The following is an 18,413-nucleotide window of genomic DNA, read 5'->3' as shown; positions in this document are numbered from 1 at the left end:
AAAAAACAATACCAGTGCTTATAATATCTGTGTTATAGCACTGGTATTATTTTGTTGTGATAAAGGAGAATTTATATGCTTTCAACTGATATTGGAGTAGATTTAGGAACGTCAAATGTATTGATCAGCGTAAGAGGTAAGGGAATTGTTGTAAACCAGCCGTCTGTTGTCGCATATGAAGTATCTACAAAAAAAGTAATAGCAATAGGAACAAAAGCCAAGAAAATGATAGGAAAGACTCCGGAGAATATAGAGGTCGTCAGACCTCTCAATAAGGGAGTTATATCTGATTATACAATAGCGGAGATAATGCTCAAGGCATTTATCAGAAGCGCAATGGAGAAACGTTCGGGAGTTGGAAGACCAAGGATATGCGTGTGTGTTCCAAGCGGTGTTACCGAGGTGCAGAGAAGAGCTGTTGAGGAAGCAGTGTACAAGACCGGTGCCAAGACTGTGTATGTCATGGAGGAACCTTTGGCTGCTGCTGTAGGAGCAAATGTAGATATCTATGAGGCAAAGGGTAATATGGTGGTCGACATAGGCGGTGGAACCACGGATATTGCGGTCGTATCCCTTGGTGGTGCAGTGGAGAGCAGCTCCATAAAATACGCCGGAGATGACTATAATAATGCACTCATCAAGTATGCCAGAAGAAAATACAACCTGCTTATAGGTTATCAGACAGCGGAGAATGCGAAGATTGCTGTTGGCTCAGTCGTAAAGCGTGATGAAGATATTGAGTATGTGATCAAGGGCCGTGATCTTATCAAGGGACTTCCAAAGGCTGTAACAATAACTGCGAATGAAACAGTGGATGCATTTGAGGAGACTACAGAGCATATTCTTGGAGCAATACACAATGTTCTTGAGACTGCACCGCCGGAGCTGGTGGCTGACATTGCGGTATCGGGCATTGTGCTTACCGGAGGAGGAAGTCTTATATACGGAATGGACAGAATAATCAAAGAGCGCACAGGGATAGAGGCATATGTATCGGAAAAAGCACTTGAGGCAGTGGCTCTCGGCGCTGGAATGTCTGTCAACCTCAGCGATAAGAAAGAAGATTAAATGTATGGAAAGAGATTATTTGCCGATCTGCATGGAGGACATGAAGAAGAGAGGGTGGACACAGGCGGACTTTGTGTTTGTCATAGGTGATGCCTATGTTGACCATCCCTCATTTGGCCCTGCAATCATAAGCAGATTGCTTGAGAGATATGGATATAAGGTGTGTATGATTGCCCAGCCTGATTGGAAGAATGACAAGAGCATTGATGTTTTTGGCAGACCAAGACTGGGCTTTTTGGTGTGCGGAGGCAATATGGATTCCATGGTGAACCATTATTCTGTGTCCAAGAAGAGAAGACAGAAGGATGCGTACTCTCCAGGTGGACAGATGGGACTTCGGCCTGATTATGCCACCACGGTATACTGTAATCTGATAAGGAGAACGTACAAGGATGTTCCGATCATAATCGGAGGTATAGAGGCCAGCCTCAGACGTATGGCACACTATGATTATTGGTCTGATAAATTGAAACATTCCATTCTGGTGGATTCATCCGCCGATATACTTTCGTATGGCATGGGCGAGCACAGCATGATAGAGATAGCGGAGGCGCTCGACAGCGGAATAGATGTGAAAGATATCACATTTGTCAGGGGTACATGCTACAGGACAAAGGATATATCCGGTGTGCCCGAGGATTCCATTATACTGCCGGATTATGACAGTCTTTCAAAGGATAGACTGGAATATGCAAGAAGCTTTTATACACAGTATATAAATACAGATCCATACTCGGCTAAAACGCTGGTTGAGGGATACGGAAACAGAGGATATGTTGTTCAGAATCCTCCGGCTTATCCGCTCACCCAGATGGAGATGGACGATGTGTATGATCTGCCATATATGAATAACTACCATCCGATATATGGGGAGGCGGGCGGTATCCCGGCTATATCAGAGATAAAATTCAGCCTGACGAGCAACCGGGGCTGCTTCGGAGGATGCAGCTTCTGCGCACTGACATTTCACCAGGGCAGGATCATACAGACAAGAAGCCACGAGTCACTGATAAAGGAAGCGGAGCGCATGACGCATGATCCTGATTTCAAAGGCTATATACATGATGTCGGAGGGCCGACTGCGAATTTCAGGCATAAATCATGTGCAAAGCAGGATAAATATGGTGTATGCACCAACAAGCAGTGTCTGTTCCCGGAACCGTGCAGGAATCTGAAGGTTGACCACAAGGATTATGTTGAGCTTCTGCGGAAGCTGGAAGCGGTTCCAGGTGTGAAAAAAGTATTTATCAGATCGGGAATACGATTCGATTATGTGATGGCGGACAGCAACGATGAATTCCTGAAAGAGCTTTGCGAGAAGCACATAAGCGGACAGCTCAGAGTTGCGCCGGAGCATGTATCGGATAATGTTCTCAGGATGATGGGCAAGCCACAGAACAGTGTATATGAGAAATTCATTGATAGATACAAAAGGGTAAATGCAAAGACTGGAAAGCAGCAGTATGTTGTTCCGTACCTGATGTCATCACATCCCGGATCCACGCTGAAGGAGGCGGTGGAGCTTGCCGAATATGTAAGGGATATAGGCTATATGCCTGAACAGGTGCAAGATTTCTATCCTACGCCGTCCACGATATCCACATGTATGTACTATACCGGAGTCGATCCTAGAACCATGAAACCGGTATATGTACCTCATAATCCACATGAAAAGGCAATGCAGAAGGCTCTTATGATGTATAGAAAACCGGAGAATTATGATCTGGTCAAAGAGGCGCTCATAAAGGCCGGCAGACAGGATCTTATCGGTTTTGATAAAAAATGTCTGATAGCGCCGAGAAAGATGGACAGGAAAGGTGAACACCAGGGACAACGTTCGTATGGCAAAAATGATAAAAGTAAGAACAATTCAATCAATAATGGTAAAAACAGCAAAAATAATAAAGTTGTTCCACAGAAAAACACAAAATCATCCGGGCAGAAGAATGCTAAAAATGGCAAAAACAGGAATAAAAGGAAATAGCTCCTTCGCGGAGTCGTTCATTTTTGGTTGCGTGGCACATGCTTTTGTGCTAGAATTATGGCAGATTGTGTGAACCTTTAAGGTTTTTTTATATGTAGTCTTATGTCACACTAATATTTTTTTAAATGGAGGATTTGAAAATGGCAAAGAAGATTGTTTTAGCAGGCGCATGTCGTACAGCTATCGGAACAATGGGTGGATCACTCAGCACAACACCAGCTACAGAGCTTGGTTCAATCGTTATCAAGGAGGCTCTCAATAGAGCAGGAGTTCCTGCAGATCAGGTAGACCACGTATACATGGGATGTGTTATCCAGGCTGGTCAGGGACAGAACGTAGCACGTCAGGCTTCAATAAAGGCTGGACTTCCAATCGAGACAACTGCTGTTACAGTTAACGTTGTCTGTGGTTCAGGTCTTAACTGTGTCAACATGGCTGCACAGATGATCGAGGCAGGAGATGCTGATATCGTAGTTGCAGGTGGTATGGAGAATATGTCTATGGCTCCTTACGCTATGATGAAGGGTCGTTTCGGTTACAGAATGAACAATGGTGTACTCGTAGATACAATGGTAAACGATGCTCTCTGGGATGCATTCAATGATTATCACATGATCAAGACAGCTGACAATATCTGTGAGCAGTGGGGTCTTACACGTGAGGAGATTGATGAGTTTGCAGCAAAGAGCCAGCAGAAGGCTGTTGCAGCTCAGGAGTCAGGTGCATTTGATGCTGAGATCGTTCCAGTTATGGTAAAGAAGAAGAAAGAGATGGTTGAGTTCAAGAAGGATGAGGGACCAAGACCTGGTACAACAGTTGAGACACTTTCAAGACTCAGAACAATCAATCCTAACGGATTTGTTACAGCTGGTAACGCTTCAGGTATCAATGATGGTGCTGCAGCTATCGTTGTTATGAGCGAGGAGAAGGCTAAGGAGCTTGGCGTTAAGCCTATGGCTACATGGGTAGCTGGAGCACTTGGCGGAGTTGATCCTTCAATCATGGGTATCGGACCTGTAGCTTCAACCAAGAAGGTTATGGCTAAGACTGGTCTCAAGATTGAGGACTTCGATGTTATCGAGGCAAACGAGGCATTTGCTGCACAGTCAGTAGCAGTTGCTAAGGAACTTGGATTTGATGTTGACAAGCAGGTTAACCCTAACGGTGGTGCTATCGCTCTTGGACATCCAGTTGGAGCTTCAGGATGCCGTATTCTTGTTACACTTCTTCATGAGATGCAGGCAAAGGGTGCTAAGACAGGTCTTGCTACTCTCTGTATCGGTGGTGGAATGGGCTGCTCAACAGTCGTTAAGATCGAGGACTAATTTTAGATAATAAAGGAGATACATCATGGAGTTTGTTACATACGAACAGGATGGATATGTAGGAATTATCACAATCAACCGTCCAAAGGCTTTGAACGCACTCAACAGTGCAGTTCTTGAAGAGCTTGATGCAACATTCAAGGCAGTTGATCTTGATACAACAAGATGTCTTATTCTTACAGGTGCCGGTGAGAAGTCATTTGTTGCCGGAGCTGATATAGGTGAGATGTCAACACTCACAAAGGCAGAGGGAGAGGCCTTCGGTAAGAAGGGTAACGATGTGTTCAGAGCCATTGAGACATTCCCTATCCCAGTCATCGCAGCAGTGAATGGATTCGCTCTTGGCGGCGGATGCGAGATTTCAATGAGCTGTGATATCAGAATCTGCTCAGAGAATGCAATATTCGGTCAGCCAGAGGCTGGTCTTGGAATCACACCTGGTTTTGGCGGAACACAGAGACTTGCACGTCTTGTAGGTGCAGGCATGGCTAAGCAGCTTATCTACACAGCAAGAAACATCAAGGCAGATGAGGCTTACAGAATCGGTCTTGTGAACGCTGTTTATCCACTTGAGGAGCTCCTTCCAGCAGCTAAGAAGATGGCAGCCGGAATCGCAGCAAACGCTCCTATTGCAGTAAGAAACTGCAAGAAGGCTATCAACGATGGCTTACAGGTAGATATGGATCAGGCAATTGTTATTGAAGAGAAGCTTTTTGGTGACTGTTTCGAGACAGAGGATCAGAAGGCAGGAATGGGCAATTTCCTTGAGAAAGACAAGGAGAAGAAACTTAAGGTTGTTCCTTTCCAGAATAAGTAATAATTAACAGTTCTGATATTAACATTTAGGGTGGGGAATCTGATAAAGGTAAACCATCCTAAATGTGTGATATAAGTATTATGGTAGCATGTTAAACGAAACGTATATGAATTTCTCATGTTTACCGGAAAAAAAGATTTAGGAGGACATAAAAATGAAGGTTGGCGTAATTGGTGCAGGAACCATGGGTCAGGGCATTGCTAAGGCATTTGCTCAGGTTGACGGATACGAGGTTGCACTCTGTGATATCAAGCAGGAGTGGGCTGAAGGCGGTAAGGACAAGATCGCTAAGGGTTATGCAAGACTCGTAGAAAAAGGAAAGATGACACAGGAGAAGGTTGATGGTATTCTTGCCAGCATCACTCCAGGTCTTAAGGAAGACTTATGTGCAGACTGCGACCTTATAGTTGAGGCTGCTTTCGAGAACATGGAAGTAAAGAAGACAACATTTGCTGAGCTTGACAAGATCTGCAAGCCAGAGTGTGTATTCGCTTCAAACACATCATCACTTTCTATCACAGAGATTGGAAATGGTCTTACACGTCCTATGATCGGTATGCATTTCTTCAATCCAGCTGACAGAATGAAGCTTATCGAGGTTATCGCAGGTGTTAATACACCAGCTGAGATTGTAGAGAAGATCGTTAAGATCTCAGAGGAGATCGGTAAGACTCCAGTACAGGTTAACGAGGCTGCTGGATTCGTAGTAAACAGAATCCTCATCCCAATGATCAACGAAGCTGCATTCATCAAGATGGAAGGTGTATCAGACATAGCTGGTATTGACGCTGCTATGAAGCTTGGTGCTAACCATCCAATGGGACCACTTGAGTTAGGTGATTTCGTAGGCCTTGATATCTGTCTTGCAATCATGGACGTTCTGTACAATGAGACAGGTGACAGCAAGTATCGTGCATGTCCATTACTTCGTAAGATGGTACGTGGCGGCAACCTTGGTGTTAAGAGCGGCAGAGGATTCTATGTATACAATGCTGATCGTACAAAGACACCAGTTGATGCTCAGTAATAGTGCTAAGTAATATAATATATTCATGGAGGAATAATTAGAATGGATTTCGCTTTAGACAAGAAGTATGAAATGGCGCAGAATTTATTCAGAGAGTTCGCGCAGAATGAAGTAAAGCCTCTTGCTCAGGAAATTGACGAACAGCACAGATTTCCTAGAGAGACTGTAGAGAAGATGGCAAAGTATGGTTTCTTAGGAATCCCTGTTTCTAAGGAGTTAGGCGGACAGGGCTGTGATATTCTCACATATGCTATGTGCGTTGAGGAACTTTCAAAGGTTTGTGGTACTACAGGTGTTATCGTATCAGCACACACATCACTCTGTGTTGATCCTATCGTAACATTTGGTACACCAGCTCAGAAGGAGAAGTATGTTCCTGATCTTGCTTCAGGCAGAAAGCTTGGTGCTTTCGGTCTTACTGAGCCAGGTGCTGGTACAGATGCTCAGGGACAGCAGACAAAGGCTGTACTTGACGGAGACGAGTGGGTACTTAACGGATCAAAGTGCTTCATCACAAACGGTAAAGAGGCTGACGTATATATCGTTATCGCAGTTACTGGTATCGTTGAGAAGCGTGGCAGAAAGATGAAGGAGATCTCAGCATTCATCGTAGAGAAGGGTACACCTGGATTTACATTCGGTACAAAGGAGAACAAGATGGGTATCTGTGGTTCTTCAACATACGAGCTTATCTTCACAGACTGCCGTATTCCAAAGGACGCTCTTCTTGGACAGAAGGGTAAGGGATTCAATATCGCTATGCACACACTTGACGGTGGACGTATCGGTATCGCTGCTCAGGCTCTTGGTATTGCAGAGGGCGCTCTCGAGACAACAGTAAACTATGTTAAAGAGAGAAAGCAGTTCGGCAGATCAATCGCTCAGTTCCAGAATACACAGTTTGTTCTTGCAGACCTTGCAACAAAGATCGAGGCAGCTAAGCTTCTCGTATACAAGGCAGCAAGAAAGAAGGATGAGTACCAGAGCGGTGCTAAGGTTTCTTACTCAGTAGAGGCAGCTATGGCTAAGCTTTACGCAGCCGAGGTTGCTATGGAAGTTACTACAAAGTGTGTTCAGTTACACGGTGGTTACGGTTACATCAAGGAGTACGATGTTGAGCGTATGATGCGTGATGCTAAGATTACAGAGATCTACGAGGGAACTTCAGAGGTTCAGCGTATGGTTATTTCTGCAAACTTATTAAAGTAATATAGGAGGTACTTAACGTGAAGGTTATAGTTTGTATAAAGCAGGTACCTGATACAAAGGGTGGAGTACAGTTCAACCCAGACGGTACATTAAACAGAGCAGCAATGCTTACAATCATGAACCCTGATGATAAGGCAGGACTTGAGGCTGCACTTAGATTAAAGGATCAGTATGGTGCAGAGGTAACAGTTCTTACAATGGGTCTTCCAAAGGCTGCTGACGTTCTTCAGGAAGCAATCGCTATGGGAGCTGACAAGGGTGTTCTTGTAACAGACCGTGTTCTTGGTGGAGCTGATACATGGGCTACATCAACAACAATCGCTGGAGCTCTCAGAAAGCTTGATTATGATCTGATCATAACAGGTCGTCAGGCTATCGATGGAGATACAGCTCAGGTTGGACCACAGATCGCTGAGCATCTTGGAATTCCTGTAATTTCATATGCACAGGAGATCAAGGTTGACGGAGACGCAGTTATCGTTAAGCGTCAGTATGATGACGGATATCATATGTTAAAGGCTAAGATGCCTTGCCTTGTAACAGCACTTTCTGAGTTAAATGAGCCAAGATACATGACTCCAGGTGGAATCTTCGATGCAGTTAATGCAGAGATCACAACACTTGGCAGAGCAGACCTCGTTGATGTTGATGATTCTAACATCGGTCTTAAGGGCTCACCTACAAAGATCGCTAAGGCTTCAGATAAGGTAAGAAAGGGTGCAGGCGAGAAGGTTGTTCCTGATTCTCCAGATGAGGCAGTTAGCTATATTGTTGGCAAGTTAAAGGATAAGCATGTAATCTAATATAGTAAAGGAAAAGTGGTGAATAAAATGGGCGCAATGAACGCAGAAGAAATGAAGAACTACAAAGGCGTATTTGTCTTTGCACAGCAGGTAGATAATAAGTTAAGTGGTATTTCTTTCGAGCTTATCGGCGAAGGAAAGAGACTGGCAGAGAAGCTTGATGAGCAGGTAACTGCAGTCCTTATCGGTTCAGACGTTAAGGGTCTTGTAGATGAGCTTGCAGAGTACGGCGCAGATAGAGTTATCGTTGTTGACGATCCAGAGCTCAAGGAGTACAGAACTGAGCCATATGCACACGCACTTGCATCAGTTATCAATGAGTACAAGCCAGAGATCGTTTTAGTTGGTGCTACAGCAATCGGTAGAGATCTTGGTCCAACAGTTTCAGCAAGAGTTGCTACAGGTCTTACAGCAGACTGTACATTACTTGAGATCGGTGATTTCCCTCTTGTTGCACTTCCAAATCAGGAGCAGAAGCACAATCAGCTTCTTATGACACGTCCTGCATTCGGTGGTAACACAATCGCTACAATCGCATGTCCTGACAACCGTCCACAGATGGCTACAGTTCGTCCAGGTGTTATGCAGAAGCTTGACAAGGTAGCTGGTAAGAAGGCAGAGGTTATCGAGTACAATCCAGGATTCGTACCTAACAACAAGTATGTTGAGATTCTTGAGATCTCAAAGGCTATCTCAGATATCAAGGATATCATGGATGCTAAAATCCTTGTTTCAGGTGGTCGTGGAGTTGGTTCAGCAGAGAACTTCAAGCTCCTTGATGATCTTGCAGAGGTACTTGGTGGACAGGTATCATGCTCACGTGCAGTTGTAGATTCAGGCTGGAAGCCAAAGGAGCTTCAGGTTGGTCAGACTGGTAAGACAGTTCGTCCACAGGTATACTTCGCAATCGGTATTTCAGGTGCTATCCAGCACGTAGCTGGTATGGAAGAGTCAGACATCATCGTTGCTATCAACAAGGATGAGGATGCTCCTATCTTTGATGTAGCTGACTATGGTGTAGTTGGAGATCTCAACAAGATCGTTCCAGCTCTTACAGAGGCTATCAAGGCAGAGCTTGCTAATAAGTAATTAACAGCTTGTTTGTCATATAGATAATTTTAGATTATCAATTATAAGTCCCCCTCTTGGATTTGATGTTCAAGAGGGGGATTTTTTGAGCTGTATGGTGGTCTGAATTGTAGAATCGTTTGAATTGCATAGGGCTGTTGCAGGATGAATTCAGGTACGGAACGATTTGTGTGCGGCTACGTGAGGGTCGTGTTGAGGATATACTGGCGAAAAATAACGTGCTGTTCTTTGCTGAGTGTCCGTTTTCATTACTAGGGATACTCTGCTCGATGATGAGTGAATAGCATTATTAGTGAGCTATAAATGAATTGATGATTGTAAATGTGAATATATGGGTCCAATATACGAGTCAGTGAATTGAGTCGATGAGAAATCGATAAATCGAAAATTAGAAATCAGAAAATAGAGATCGAAAATCAAAATACAAGTGTATTGTAAATAATACAAAAATAATGTAGTATTAATTAGTTTGAGTATAGTAGATAAAGAGAGTATGCATGTGCGGATAAGTGCAAGTGAAGATAAGTGTGTGTGAGGATAAGCACAAATGGCAGGTACAGTACATTATGCACAGCAGGAGCATTCAGAGGAGAGGTACATATGAAAGAGAAAGACAGCGTCGAAAATAATGAAAAATCACCTGATAACAGGAAAAAATCTGGTGAGAAAATAATATCTGATAATAAAACAATATCTGCTAATGGAAAAGCGTTCGCAGGTGAGAGCAGAGAAAATAAGATGGGAGTGATGTCTGAGGGAAAGCTTCTGATGTCAATGTCACTTCCTATGATTATTTCCATGCTGTTCCAGGCTATGTACAATGTTGTGGACAGTGTGTTTGTGTCAAGATTCAGCATGGACGGACTTACGGCTGTGTCCACGGCATTTCCGATACAGAATCTGATGATAGGAGTTTTCTCGGGACTGGGAGTTGGCTTTAATGCGTTTATATCCAAGGCACTTGGAGAGAAGAAATTTGACAGGGCAAATGAAGTTGCCAGACAGGGAATATTCCTTGAGGCGATAGGATATGTGATATTCCTGATAATAGGTTTATTCTTTGCAAGGACATTCATGGAAAGTCAGACGGGGGATGCACGGGTAATCCAATATGGAACAGAGTATCTCGAGGTGTGCTGCTGTTGTGCTTTCGGTATAGCTTTCCAGATGACATTTGAGAGATTGCTGCAGTCCACGGGACGTACAATGTACAGTATGATAACCCAGATACTCGGTGCTGTCATCAATCTTATACTTGATCCTATAATGATATTTGGTCTTCTCGGATGTCCACAAATGGGAGTAAAGGGTGCTGCCATTGCAACTGTATGTGGACAGTGTATAGCCGGAACTCTTGCTATGATATTCAATATCAAGAAGAATCCGGATCTCCATATAACACTCAGAAGATTCAGGCCACATGGCGAGATAATTGGTAAGATTCTCAGCGTAGGTGTGCCGTCGGTTATCATGGTTGCAATAGGTTCTGTGATGAATTATTTCCTGAATCTGATACTGTACTCATTCTCGAAATTGGCCGTTGCAGTGTTCGGAGCGTATTTCAAGGTGCAGAGTATGGCATTTATGCCTGTATTCGGATTGAACAACGGAATGATACCGATAATTTCATACAACTACGGAGCGCAGAAACCTGACAGAATGAAACGCACCATGAAGCTTGGTGTGATGGTCGGTTGTTCCATTATGGTATTCTGTCTTGCTATCATGCAGGTATTTCCGGGACAGATACTTAAAATATTTGATGCCACAGATGAGATGCTGTTGATGGGGATACCAGCGGTCAGGATCATGAGTACAGCGTTTATATTTGCAGGATTTTCTGTCACATGTTCGGGAATGTTTCAGGCTGTAGGAAAGGGCGTGTACAGTATGATAGTGTCTATGGCGAGACAGCTTTTTGTCATACTTCCTGTGGCATATTTCCTGTCGAAAGCAATGAACAGCGTGAATGGTGTGTGGGCAGCGTTCCCTATCGCAGAGGTTTTCAGTGTGATCATATCGACGATCTTTCTTCTCAGGGTCTATAAGAAAATAGTAAAGCCTATGGAAAGCGTCCAAAGAGATTAAGAGACGAAGATAATGAGATATGATGAGAGCATAATAATATATACATAGCACGTGGCATTTGTATAGTGGTAGAATACTATATAGTAATATAGTTTCGTGTGATGAATGCAGTGTTGCATTTGTCATTGACAAGTGACAGAAAAGGTAATGGAAAGAGAGCGAAAATGGGAAAGTTAATATATATGGATCATGCAGCGACGACGGCGGTGAGACCTGAAGTGCTCGACGCCATGTTGCCTTATTTTACAGAAAAGTTTGGAAACCCTTCAGGCGTATATACATTTGCATCGAGAAATAAGGATGTGATAAATGTGGCGAGGGATATAATTGCTGATTCGCTTGGCGCAAAGCCTGAGGAGATCTATTTCACGGGCGGTGGTTCGGAATCGGATAACTGGGCTTTAAAGGCTGTAGCGGAAGCCTTTCAGGATAAGGGAAAACATATAATTACGACCAGGATAGAGCACCATGCCATTCTTCACACATGTCAGTATCTGGAGAAGAGGGGCTTTGACGTGACATATCTGGATGTGGATGAGAAGGGTATGGTTGATCCTGACAGGCTGGAGTCGGCGATAAGACCGGATACGATCCTCATCTCGGTTATGGCTGCAAACAATGAGATAGGAACCATAGAGCCGATAAGCAGGATAGGAGCTATTGCGCATGAACATGGCATTCTATTCCACACGGATGCGGTTCAGGCGTATGGACAGATACCACTGGATGTAAATGCCATGAACATAGATATGCTCAGCAGCAGCGGACATAAGCTTAATGGCCCGAAGGGAATCGGGTTCCTGTATATACGGAGCGGAATAAAGCTTGGAAGCTTTATCCACGGAGGCCAGCAGGAGAGAGGAAGACGTGCCGGAACAGAGAATGTACCGGGGATTGTAGGAGTGGGCAAAGCTGCGGAACTTGCGATGCTCTCAATGGAAGATCGGATGAAGCAGGAGACAGATATCAGAGATCATATGATACACAGAATTTTATCGGAGATTCCTTATTCCAGACTGAACGGACATGACAAAGACAGACTTCCGAACAATGTAAATGTCAGCTTCCAGTTCGTTGAGGGCGAGACGATCCTCATCATGCTCGATATGGCGGGCATATGTGCTTCTGCCGGTTCCGCATGTACATCGGGTTCTGTTGATCCCTCCCATGTGCTGACAGCTATAGGGCTTCCGAAGGAGATATCCCATGGTGCGGTCAGACTGACTCTGGGATATGAGAACACCATGGATGAGGCGGATGCGGTGGTAGATAATCTCAAGAGAATCGTGGAAAATCTCAGAAAAATGTCACCTGCGTATCAGGATTTTGCCAGGAGAAACATGTAAATTACACAAGATATAACTATGTATAAAGAGGGAAAAAATTTGGTCGATACAGATAAGAAGACAGTGTGTGTTGGAATGTCAGGCGGAGTCGACTCGTCGGTTGCCGCACTTTTGCTCAAGGAGCAGGGCTACAATGTAATAGGAGTTACCATGCAGATATGGCAGGATGAGGACAGGGACGTGGTGAGTGCCCATGCCGGATGCTGCGGACTTTCTGCTGTGGATGATGCCAGGCGTGTGGCATCGCAGCTCGATATTCCGTATTACGTTATGAATTTCAAGGAAGAATTCAAGAAGTACGTAATAGACTATTTTGTGGACGAATACAAATGCGGAAGAACTCCGAATCCATGTATTGCATGCAACAGATATGTAAAATGGGAGTCTCTGCTTACGAGATGCATGGCCATCGGGGGCGATTATATTGCTACGGGACACTATGCAAGGATCATACAGCTTCCAAATGGAAGATATACTCTCCAGGAGGCCAGGGGAATAGAGAAGGATCAGACATATGCTCTCTACAATCTCACCCAGGAGCAGCTCGCCAGGACACTCATGCCGGTTGGAGAGTACAGCAAGCCTGAGATCAGAAAAATTGCAGAGGATCACGGACTTATGGTGGCTCACAAGCCGGATAGCCAGGATATATGCTTTGTGCCAGATGGAGATTACGCCGGTTATCTTGAGAATGAAGCAGGACTTAAGGCGGTTCCGGGAGATTTTGTAGACATACATGGCAATGCGATCGGAAGACATAAGGGAATCATACACTACACCATAGGACAGAGAAAAGGACTTGGACTTGCGATGGGGCATCCGGTATTTGTGGTGGACATCATACCTGAGACAAATCAGGTTGTTATAGGAGAGAACGGAGATGTATTTTCAGAAAGGCTGATATGCAACGGACTGAACTTTATGTCCATAGAGGATCTCACGGAGCCAATGCATGTCAAGGCGAAGATCAGATACAATCATAAGGGAAGTATGTGTACCATAAGAAAGATAGATGAAGATCTGGTAGAAGCAGTATTTGACGAGCCGGTAAGAGCTGTGACAAAGGGACAGGCTGTAGTGTTCTATGAAGATGATCATGTGCTTGGCGGAGGAAGCATCTGTTGACAGGGTTTTACAAAGAGTGATGGTCTGACATAAGGAGATTTCGTATGGGTGATACAGGCAGAGAAGTTTTGCGCAAAGACGTCAAAGTGCGTGGATGGATATTGTTTGGTATCTTTTCAGTGATTTTTGTTTTTATGATAATCACTATATGCTCCATGATACATAATGGAGAGTTTGAATTGAATAGTTTCACAGGGCCATTGATTTTTCTGACTGTAATTTCGGTTATATGCATATGGGATGGCATTAGGATGATACGCACTCCGGAGAAGTTACTTAACCGGGAGAATAGAAACCATGGTGGCGGTGTGTATGAAATGGCAGACAAATTGTACGGCGATATTATCTATGAGGATAAATATATTATGGTTTCACATGAGGTTATCGCATCAAAGAAAGTAAGATATAACCTTGCATACAGATGGGATGTGTATCTCATAACATATGTATATAGGAGCATGAGATATGGAAAATTGGAATACTATTGTATGCATACCGGAAATCCTGAAAATGATGTACATATCTATTTAAATGGCTATAAGACAGGAAAGGGAAGGAAGAGAATCCTTGACACGATCCTTAGTTATTGCCCCAATGCGATATATGGTGATCTGGATGGCGCTGGCGGCGAGTATCTTAAAAAAATGAGAAAAACAGACATTCATGATATACCACATAGTCCATACTATACAGGCAACAATACACAGTGAGATATGAAACAATTAGAGTAGTCAGGTGATTGTCAGAATTAAAAATACAGCATAAAAAGATGAAACATATAAGCCATAGAAGGGTGTATGTGTTCCATCTTTTTTATGATTCAAACTTTTTTATAATTCAAAATTCGAATTTGGAAATTTTTATTTTACAGCGGATTGAATTCCGGCTTTCTGTTCTTGAATGTACAGTAGTATCTGTAGCCGAGTGATGTGAGGGCATCCCTTGCATATGTCTCAAAATCATAGCACAGATATTCGGGCTTATGTGCATCAGACCCCACTGTGATGATCTCACCGCCCATATCCTTGTAGAGTTTCAGGATATCCATGTGAGGATGTGCGTAACTCATATTCTTGTACAGGCTTCCGGTATTGATCTCTATACCTTTCCCTTTTGGGATGATTATTTTGAAAATCTGTTCAAGCACATCATTATAATCTGCCATCCTAAAGATCTTCTCGCCTGATGGGCAGTATCTTACTACGTAGTCAAGATGACCATATACGTCAAAGTCATCTATCAGAGTCACATTCTCAAGGATGGACTCAAAGTAATCGCGGATGCCTTCTATCTCTGTACGTCCCTCATAGTAAGCTGGATAGTATGGGTCGAGACCTCTTACAAGATGCGATGATCCTATGATGAAGTCCAGTTCGTTTTTGTATTTGCCTGCAATATCCCTTGCCTTATCAGCAACGGTATTCATGAGACCGAGCTCCACGCCGCTTCTCACGTCTATCTTATCTCTGTATCTGTCCCGGATTTCATCCAGCGCAGCAAAATATGAATCGAAATCAAGCTGGAAGTCAAAACCGTCCTCCGGATTGATAGGAAAGTCTATATCGTGGTGGTCTGTCAGACAGATCTTTGGAATTCCAAGTTGTATTGCCTGCTGGATTATGCTGTCCAGTGGGGCGGAAGAGTCGCTTGAGAACTCCGAATGTATATGCGAATCACAGATGATCATTTTCTGTATACCTCCGTTTATAATCATTGCACTTCATATTATAACATAAAACACTGAAAAAAATATATAAAGCAAAGTTGTTGAGTAATCTTATTATTATCAAATTGTAGTAGTAACATTTTTTCTGTAGTCTCAGCCCATTAGTATAATTTGTTAAAACAAGTTTGTCTATTTTGGATAGATGATAACTAAAAAAATGAGATTAAGGCTTGAAATTTATACCTAAAGAATGTATGATTAGCTTGTGTATTTAACACGATTTATTTGCTACGTTCCCGCGTAGCAGATTGATAAATACTTTTATTATATTTCAAAAACCTAGGAGGAATAAAAAATGGCAGTAAAAGTAGCAATTAACGGTTTTGGACGTATTGGTCGTCTTGCATTCAGACAGATGTTCGGTGCAGAGGGTTATGAAGTTGTTGCAATCAACGATTTAACAAAGCCTTCAATGCTTGCAGATCTTCTCAAGTACGATACAGCACAGGGTGGATACTGTGGCAAGATCGGTGAGAACCTTCACACAGTTTCAGCTGATGATGAGGCTAACACAATCACAGTTGATGGTAAGACTCTTACAATCTACAAGGAGGCAGATGCAAACAACCTTCCTTGGGGTAAGATCGGTGTTGATGTAGTTCTTGAGTGTACTGGTTTCTACTGCTCAAAGGAGAAGTCAATGGCTCATATCAACGCAGGTGCTAAGAAGGTTGTTATCTCAGCTCCAGCTGGTAATGATCTTAAGACTATCGTATTCTCAGTTAACCAGGATACATTAACAGCTGATGATCAGATCATCTCAGCAGCTTCATGTACAACTAACTGTCTTGCACCAATGGCTAAGGCTCTTAATGACTATGCTCCAATCCAGTCTGGTATCATGTCAACAATCCACGCTTACACAGGCGATCAGATGATACTTGACGGACCACACAGAAAGGGCGATTTAAGAAGAGCTAGAGCAGGTGCTGCTAATATCGTTCCTAACTCAACAGGTGCTGCTAAGGCTATCGGTCTTGTTATCCCAGAGTTAAATGGCAAGCTTATCGGATCAGCTCAGAGAGTTCCAGTTCCAACAGGTTCAACAACAATCCTTACAGCAGTTGTTAAGGGTGCTGATGTAACAGTTGATGGAATCAACGCTGCAATGAAGGCTGCTGCTTCAGAGTCATTCGGTTACAACACAGATCCAATCGTTTCATCAGATGTTATCGGTATGAGATATGGTTCATTATTTGATTCAACTCAGACAATGGTATCAAAGATCGCTGATGATTTATATGAGGTTCAGGTTGTTTCATGGTATGACAATGAGAACTCATACACAAGCCAGATGGTTAGAACAATCAAGTACTTCGCAGAGTTAGCATAAGTTATTTCAAGCTATAATTAGCTTTTATAATGTAAGCTCATTTAAAAGTATTTATTAGACCTAATAGAGGGTCCGGTCTCCAAGGACCGGGCCCTTTTTTCTTCGTAGGAAGCAATTATGCGTTTCTATGTTCCCGCATAAGAGCGGGTAGGTAGCTGGGCAGATGACAACTTATAGTTTTCTGTTCTATAACATTATTTAGGAGGAATTAGAAATGTCATTAAACAAGAAATCAGTAGATGATATCAATGTTAAGGGCAAGCGCGTGCTTTGCAGATGCGACTTCAATGTACCATTAAAGAACGGAGAGATCACAGACGAGAACAGACTCGTTGCAGCTCTTCCTACTATCAAGAAGCTTATCGCTGACGGTGGAAAGGTTATCCTTTGTTCACACCTTGGAAAGGTTAAGACAGAGGAGGACAAGCAGACTAAGACTCTTGCACCTGTTGCTAAGAGACTTACAGAGCTCCTCGGACAGGAAGTTAAGTTCGTACCAAGCCTTGAGGTTGTTGATGATACAGTTAAGGCTGCAGTTGACGCTATGAAGGACGGAGATGTAATCCTTCTTGAGAATACTCGTTTCAGAGCTGAGGAGACAAAGAACGGAGAGGCTTTCTCTAAGGATCTTGCAAGCATCTGTGATGTATTTGTAAATGATGCATTCGGAACAGCTCACAGAGCTCACTGCTCAAACGTTGGTGTTGCTGGACTTGTTGACACAGCAGTAGTTGGTTACTTAATGCAGAAGGAGATTGACTTCCTTGGCAATGCAGTAGAGAACCCAGTTAGACCATTTGTAGCTATCCTCGGTGGTGCTAAGGTTGCTGACAAGCTGAACGTTATTTCAAACCTTCTTGAGAAGTGCGATACACTTATCATCGGTGGTGGTATGGCTTACACATTCCTTAAGGCTAAGGGATATGAGATCGGTAAGTCACTTGTAGACGATTCTAAGATCGATTACTGCAAGGAGATGATGGCAAAGGCAGAGAGCCTTGGCAAGAAGCTTCTTCTTCCAGTTGATACAGTTATGATCGAGGATTTCCCTAACCCTATCGACGATCCAAGCATCAAGACAGAGGTATTTGACGCTGACAAGATGCCTGCAGACAAGGAAGGCTGCGATATCGGACCTAAGACTATCGAGCTTTACTCAGACGCAGTTAAGACAGCTAAGACAGTTGTTTGGAATGGACCTATGGGTGTATTCGAGAACCCTGTACTTGCAGCCGGTACAAAGGCAGTTGCAGCAGCACTTGCTGATACAGATGCTACAACAATCATCGGTGGTGGAGATTCAGCAGCAGCAGTTAACCAGCTTGGTTACGGTTCAAAGATGAGCCACATCTCAACAGGTGGTGGAGCTTCACTTGAGTTCCTTGAGGGTAAGGAGCTTCCGGGCGTAGCAGCAGCTAACGACAAGTAATTTGTATATCGCTGAGATATAAAGATTATACTGGTGGGTGCCGG

15 protein-coding genes are annotated in these 18,413 nt (G+C 43.5%); 14 read left to right on the top strand and 1 reads right to left on the bottom strand.

Annotated elements, in window-relative coordinates; genetic code table 11:
- Window positions 1-75 precede the first annotated feature (75 nt).
- The 12 genes from DWW70_RS02055 to DWW70_RS02000 all read left to right on the top strand — a co-directional run bounded on the left by DWW70_RS02055 (window position 76) and on the right by DWW70_RS02000 (window position 14,591).
- On the top strand, window positions 76-1,068 hold the full coding sequence (locus tag DWW70_RS02055) for a rod shape-determining protein (protein WP_015535004.1): 993 nt from the start codon (window positions 76-78) through the stop codon (window positions 1,066-1,068).
- Between the two features lie 4 nt (window positions 1,069-1,072).
- Complete coding sequence (locus tag DWW70_RS02050) at window positions 1,073-3,052, top strand: YgiQ family radical SAM protein (RefSeq protein WP_118649166.1); 1,980 nt, start codon at window positions 1,073-1,075, stop codon at window positions 3,050-3,052.
- Between the two features lie 140 nt (window positions 3,053-3,192).
- Complete coding sequence (locus DWW70_RS02045; RefSeq protein WP_022058363.1) at window positions 3,193-4,377, top strand: acetyl-CoA C-acetyltransferase; 1,185 nt, start codon at window positions 3,193-3,195, stop codon at window positions 4,375-4,377.
- A gap of 25 nt (window positions 4,378-4,402) precedes the next feature.
- Entirely contained in the window at window positions 4,403-5,194 is a 792-nt protein-coding gene (locus DWW70_RS02040; RefSeq protein ID WP_004852940.1) for an enoyl-CoA hydratase-related protein, read from the top strand.
- 154 nt (window positions 5,195-5,348) lie between these two features.
- Window positions 5,349-6,221, top strand: a complete 873-nt coding sequence (locus DWW70_RS02035) for a 3-hydroxyacyl-CoA dehydrogenase family protein (protein ID WP_022216397.1) — start codon at window positions 5,349-5,351, stop codon at window positions 6,219-6,221.
- Between the two features lie 42 nt (window positions 6,222-6,263).
- The gene (locus tag DWW70_RS02030; protein WP_004852934.1) at window positions 6,264-7,430 is read left to right on the top strand and encodes an acyl-CoA dehydrogenase; all 1,167 of its coding nucleotides are present in this window, start codon (window positions 6,264-6,266) and stop codon (window positions 7,428-7,430) included.
- Between the two features lie 17 nt (window positions 7,431-7,447).
- On the top strand, window positions 7,448-8,233 hold the full coding sequence (locus DWW70_RS02025; RefSeq protein ID WP_022058361.1) for an electron transfer flavoprotein subunit beta/FixA family protein: 786 nt from the start codon (window positions 7,448-7,450) through the stop codon (window positions 8,231-8,233).
- Window positions 8,234-8,260: 27 nt separating this feature from the next.
- A complete protein-coding gene (locus DWW70_RS02020) occupies window positions 8,261-9,322 on the top strand; it encodes an electron transfer flavoprotein subunit alpha/FixB family protein (protein WP_015535002.1) in 1,062 nt (353 codons plus the stop codon).
- Window positions 9,323-9,922: 600 nt separating this feature from the next.
- Window positions 9,923-11,410 carry an MATE family efflux transporter gene (locus DWW70_RS02015; RefSeq protein ID WP_055144343.1) on the top strand — a complete coding sequence of 496 codons (1,488 nt, stop codon included), beginning with the start codon at window positions 9,923-9,925 and terminating at the stop codon, window positions 11,408-11,410.
- Between the two features lie 164 nt (window positions 11,411-11,574).
- Window positions 11,575-12,756: a cysteine desulfurase NifS gene (gene nifS / locus DWW70_RS02010; protein WP_055222707.1), complete on the top strand. Its 1,182-nt coding sequence runs from the start codon at window positions 11,575-11,577 to the stop codon at window positions 12,754-12,756.
- A 39-nt stretch (window positions 12,757-12,795) separates the two neighbouring features.
- Window positions 12,796-13,881: a tRNA 2-thiouridine(34) synthase MnmA gene (gene mnmA / locus DWW70_RS02005; RefSeq protein WP_262563259.1), complete on the top strand. Its 1,086-nt coding sequence runs from the start codon at window positions 12,796-12,798 to the stop codon at window positions 13,879-13,881.
- Between the two features lie 251 nt (window positions 13,882-14,132).
- Window positions 14,133-14,591 (top strand): hypothetical protein, encoded by a 459-nt coding sequence (locus tag DWW70_RS02000; RefSeq protein WP_147360129.1) that lies wholly within the window; start codon window positions 14,133-14,135, stop codon window positions 14,589-14,591.
- Between the two features lie 155 nt (window positions 14,592-14,746).
- On the opposite strand, the gene DWW70_RS01995 is transcribed toward DWW70_RS02000, so the two are convergent.
- Window positions 14,747-15,568 carry a histidinol-phosphatase HisJ family protein gene (locus DWW70_RS01995; protein WP_243017641.1) on the bottom strand — a complete coding sequence of 274 codons (822 nt, stop codon included), beginning with the start codon at window positions 15,566-15,568 and terminating at the stop codon, window positions 14,747-14,749.
- A 334-nt stretch (window positions 15,569-15,902) separates the two neighbouring features.
- Here DWW70_RS01995 and gap point away from each other — a divergent pair, with 334 nt between their 5' ends.
- A complete protein-coding gene (gap, locus tag DWW70_RS01990; RefSeq protein WP_004852921.1) occupies window positions 15,903-16,940 on the top strand; it encodes a type I glyceraldehyde-3-phosphate dehydrogenase in 1,038 nt (345 codons plus the stop codon).
- A gap of 214 nt (window positions 16,941-17,154) precedes the next feature.
- The gene (locus DWW70_RS01985) at window positions 17,155-18,369 is read left to right on the top strand and encodes a phosphoglycerate kinase (RefSeq protein WP_022216404.1); all 1,215 of its coding nucleotides are present in this window, start codon (window positions 17,155-17,157) and stop codon (window positions 18,367-18,369) included.
- Window positions 18,370-18,413: the final 44 nt, after the last annotated feature.

This window comes from Coprococcus sp. AF16-5, assembly GCF_003479365.1.
GTDB lineage: Bacteria > Bacillota > Clostridia > Lachnospirales > Lachnospiraceae > Coprococcus > Coprococcus aceti.
Note: the sequence above shows the minus strand (reverse complement) of the source record. Positions and strands in the feature narration are given on the sequence as shown.

What these genes read in the sequence shown, in the direction of transcription:
- DWW70_RS02055 (WP_015535004.1), top strand. Translation starts at nt 76, where the DNA reads ATGCTTTCAACTGATATTGGAGTAGATTTAGGAACGTCAAATGTATTG.
- DWW70_RS02050 (WP_118649166.1), top strand. Translation starts at nt 1,073, where the DNA reads ATGGAAAGAGATTATTTGCCGATCTGCATGGAGGACATGAAGAAGAGA.
- DWW70_RS02045 (WP_022058363.1), top strand. Translation starts at nt 3,193, where the DNA reads ATGGCAAAGAAGATTGTTTTAGCAGGCGCATGTCGTACAGCTATCGGA.
- DWW70_RS02040 (WP_004852940.1), top strand. Translation starts at nt 4,403, where the DNA reads ATGGAGTTTGTTACATACGAACAGGATGGATATGTAGGAATTATCACA.
- DWW70_RS02035 (WP_022216397.1), top strand. Translation starts at nt 5,349, where the DNA reads ATGAAGGTTGGCGTAATTGGTGCAGGAACCATGGGTCAGGGCATTGCT.
- DWW70_RS02030 (WP_004852934.1), top strand. Translation starts at nt 6,264, where the DNA reads ATGGATTTCGCTTTAGACAAGAAGTATGAAATGGCGCAGAATTTATTC.
- DWW70_RS02020 (WP_015535002.1), top strand. Translation starts at nt 8,261, where the DNA reads ATGGGCGCAATGAACGCAGAAGAAATGAAGAACTACAAAGGCGTATTT.
- DWW70_RS02015 (WP_055144343.1), top strand. Translation starts at nt 9,923, where the DNA reads ATGAAAGAGAAAGACAGCGTCGAAAATAATGAAAAATCACCTGATAAC.
- nifS (WP_055222707.1), top strand. Translation starts at nt 11,575, where the DNA reads ATGGGAAAGTTAATATATATGGATCATGCAGCGACGACGGCGGTGAGA.
- DWW70_RS02000 (WP_147360129.1), top strand. Translation starts at nt 14,133, where the DNA reads ATGATACGCACTCCGGAGAAGTTACTTAACCGGGAGAATAGAAACCAT.
- DWW70_RS01995 (WP_243017641.1), bottom strand. Translation starts at nt 15,568, where the DNA reads ATGATCATCTGTGATTCGCATATACATTCGGAGTTCTCAAGCGACTCT.
- gap (WP_004852921.1), top strand. Translation starts at nt 15,903, where the DNA reads ATGGCAGTAAAAGTAGCAATTAACGGTTTTGGACGTATTGGTCGTCTT.
- DWW70_RS01985 (WP_022216404.1), top strand. Translation starts at nt 17,155, where the DNA reads ATGTCATTAAACAAGAAATCAGTAGATGATATCAATGTTAAGGGCAAG.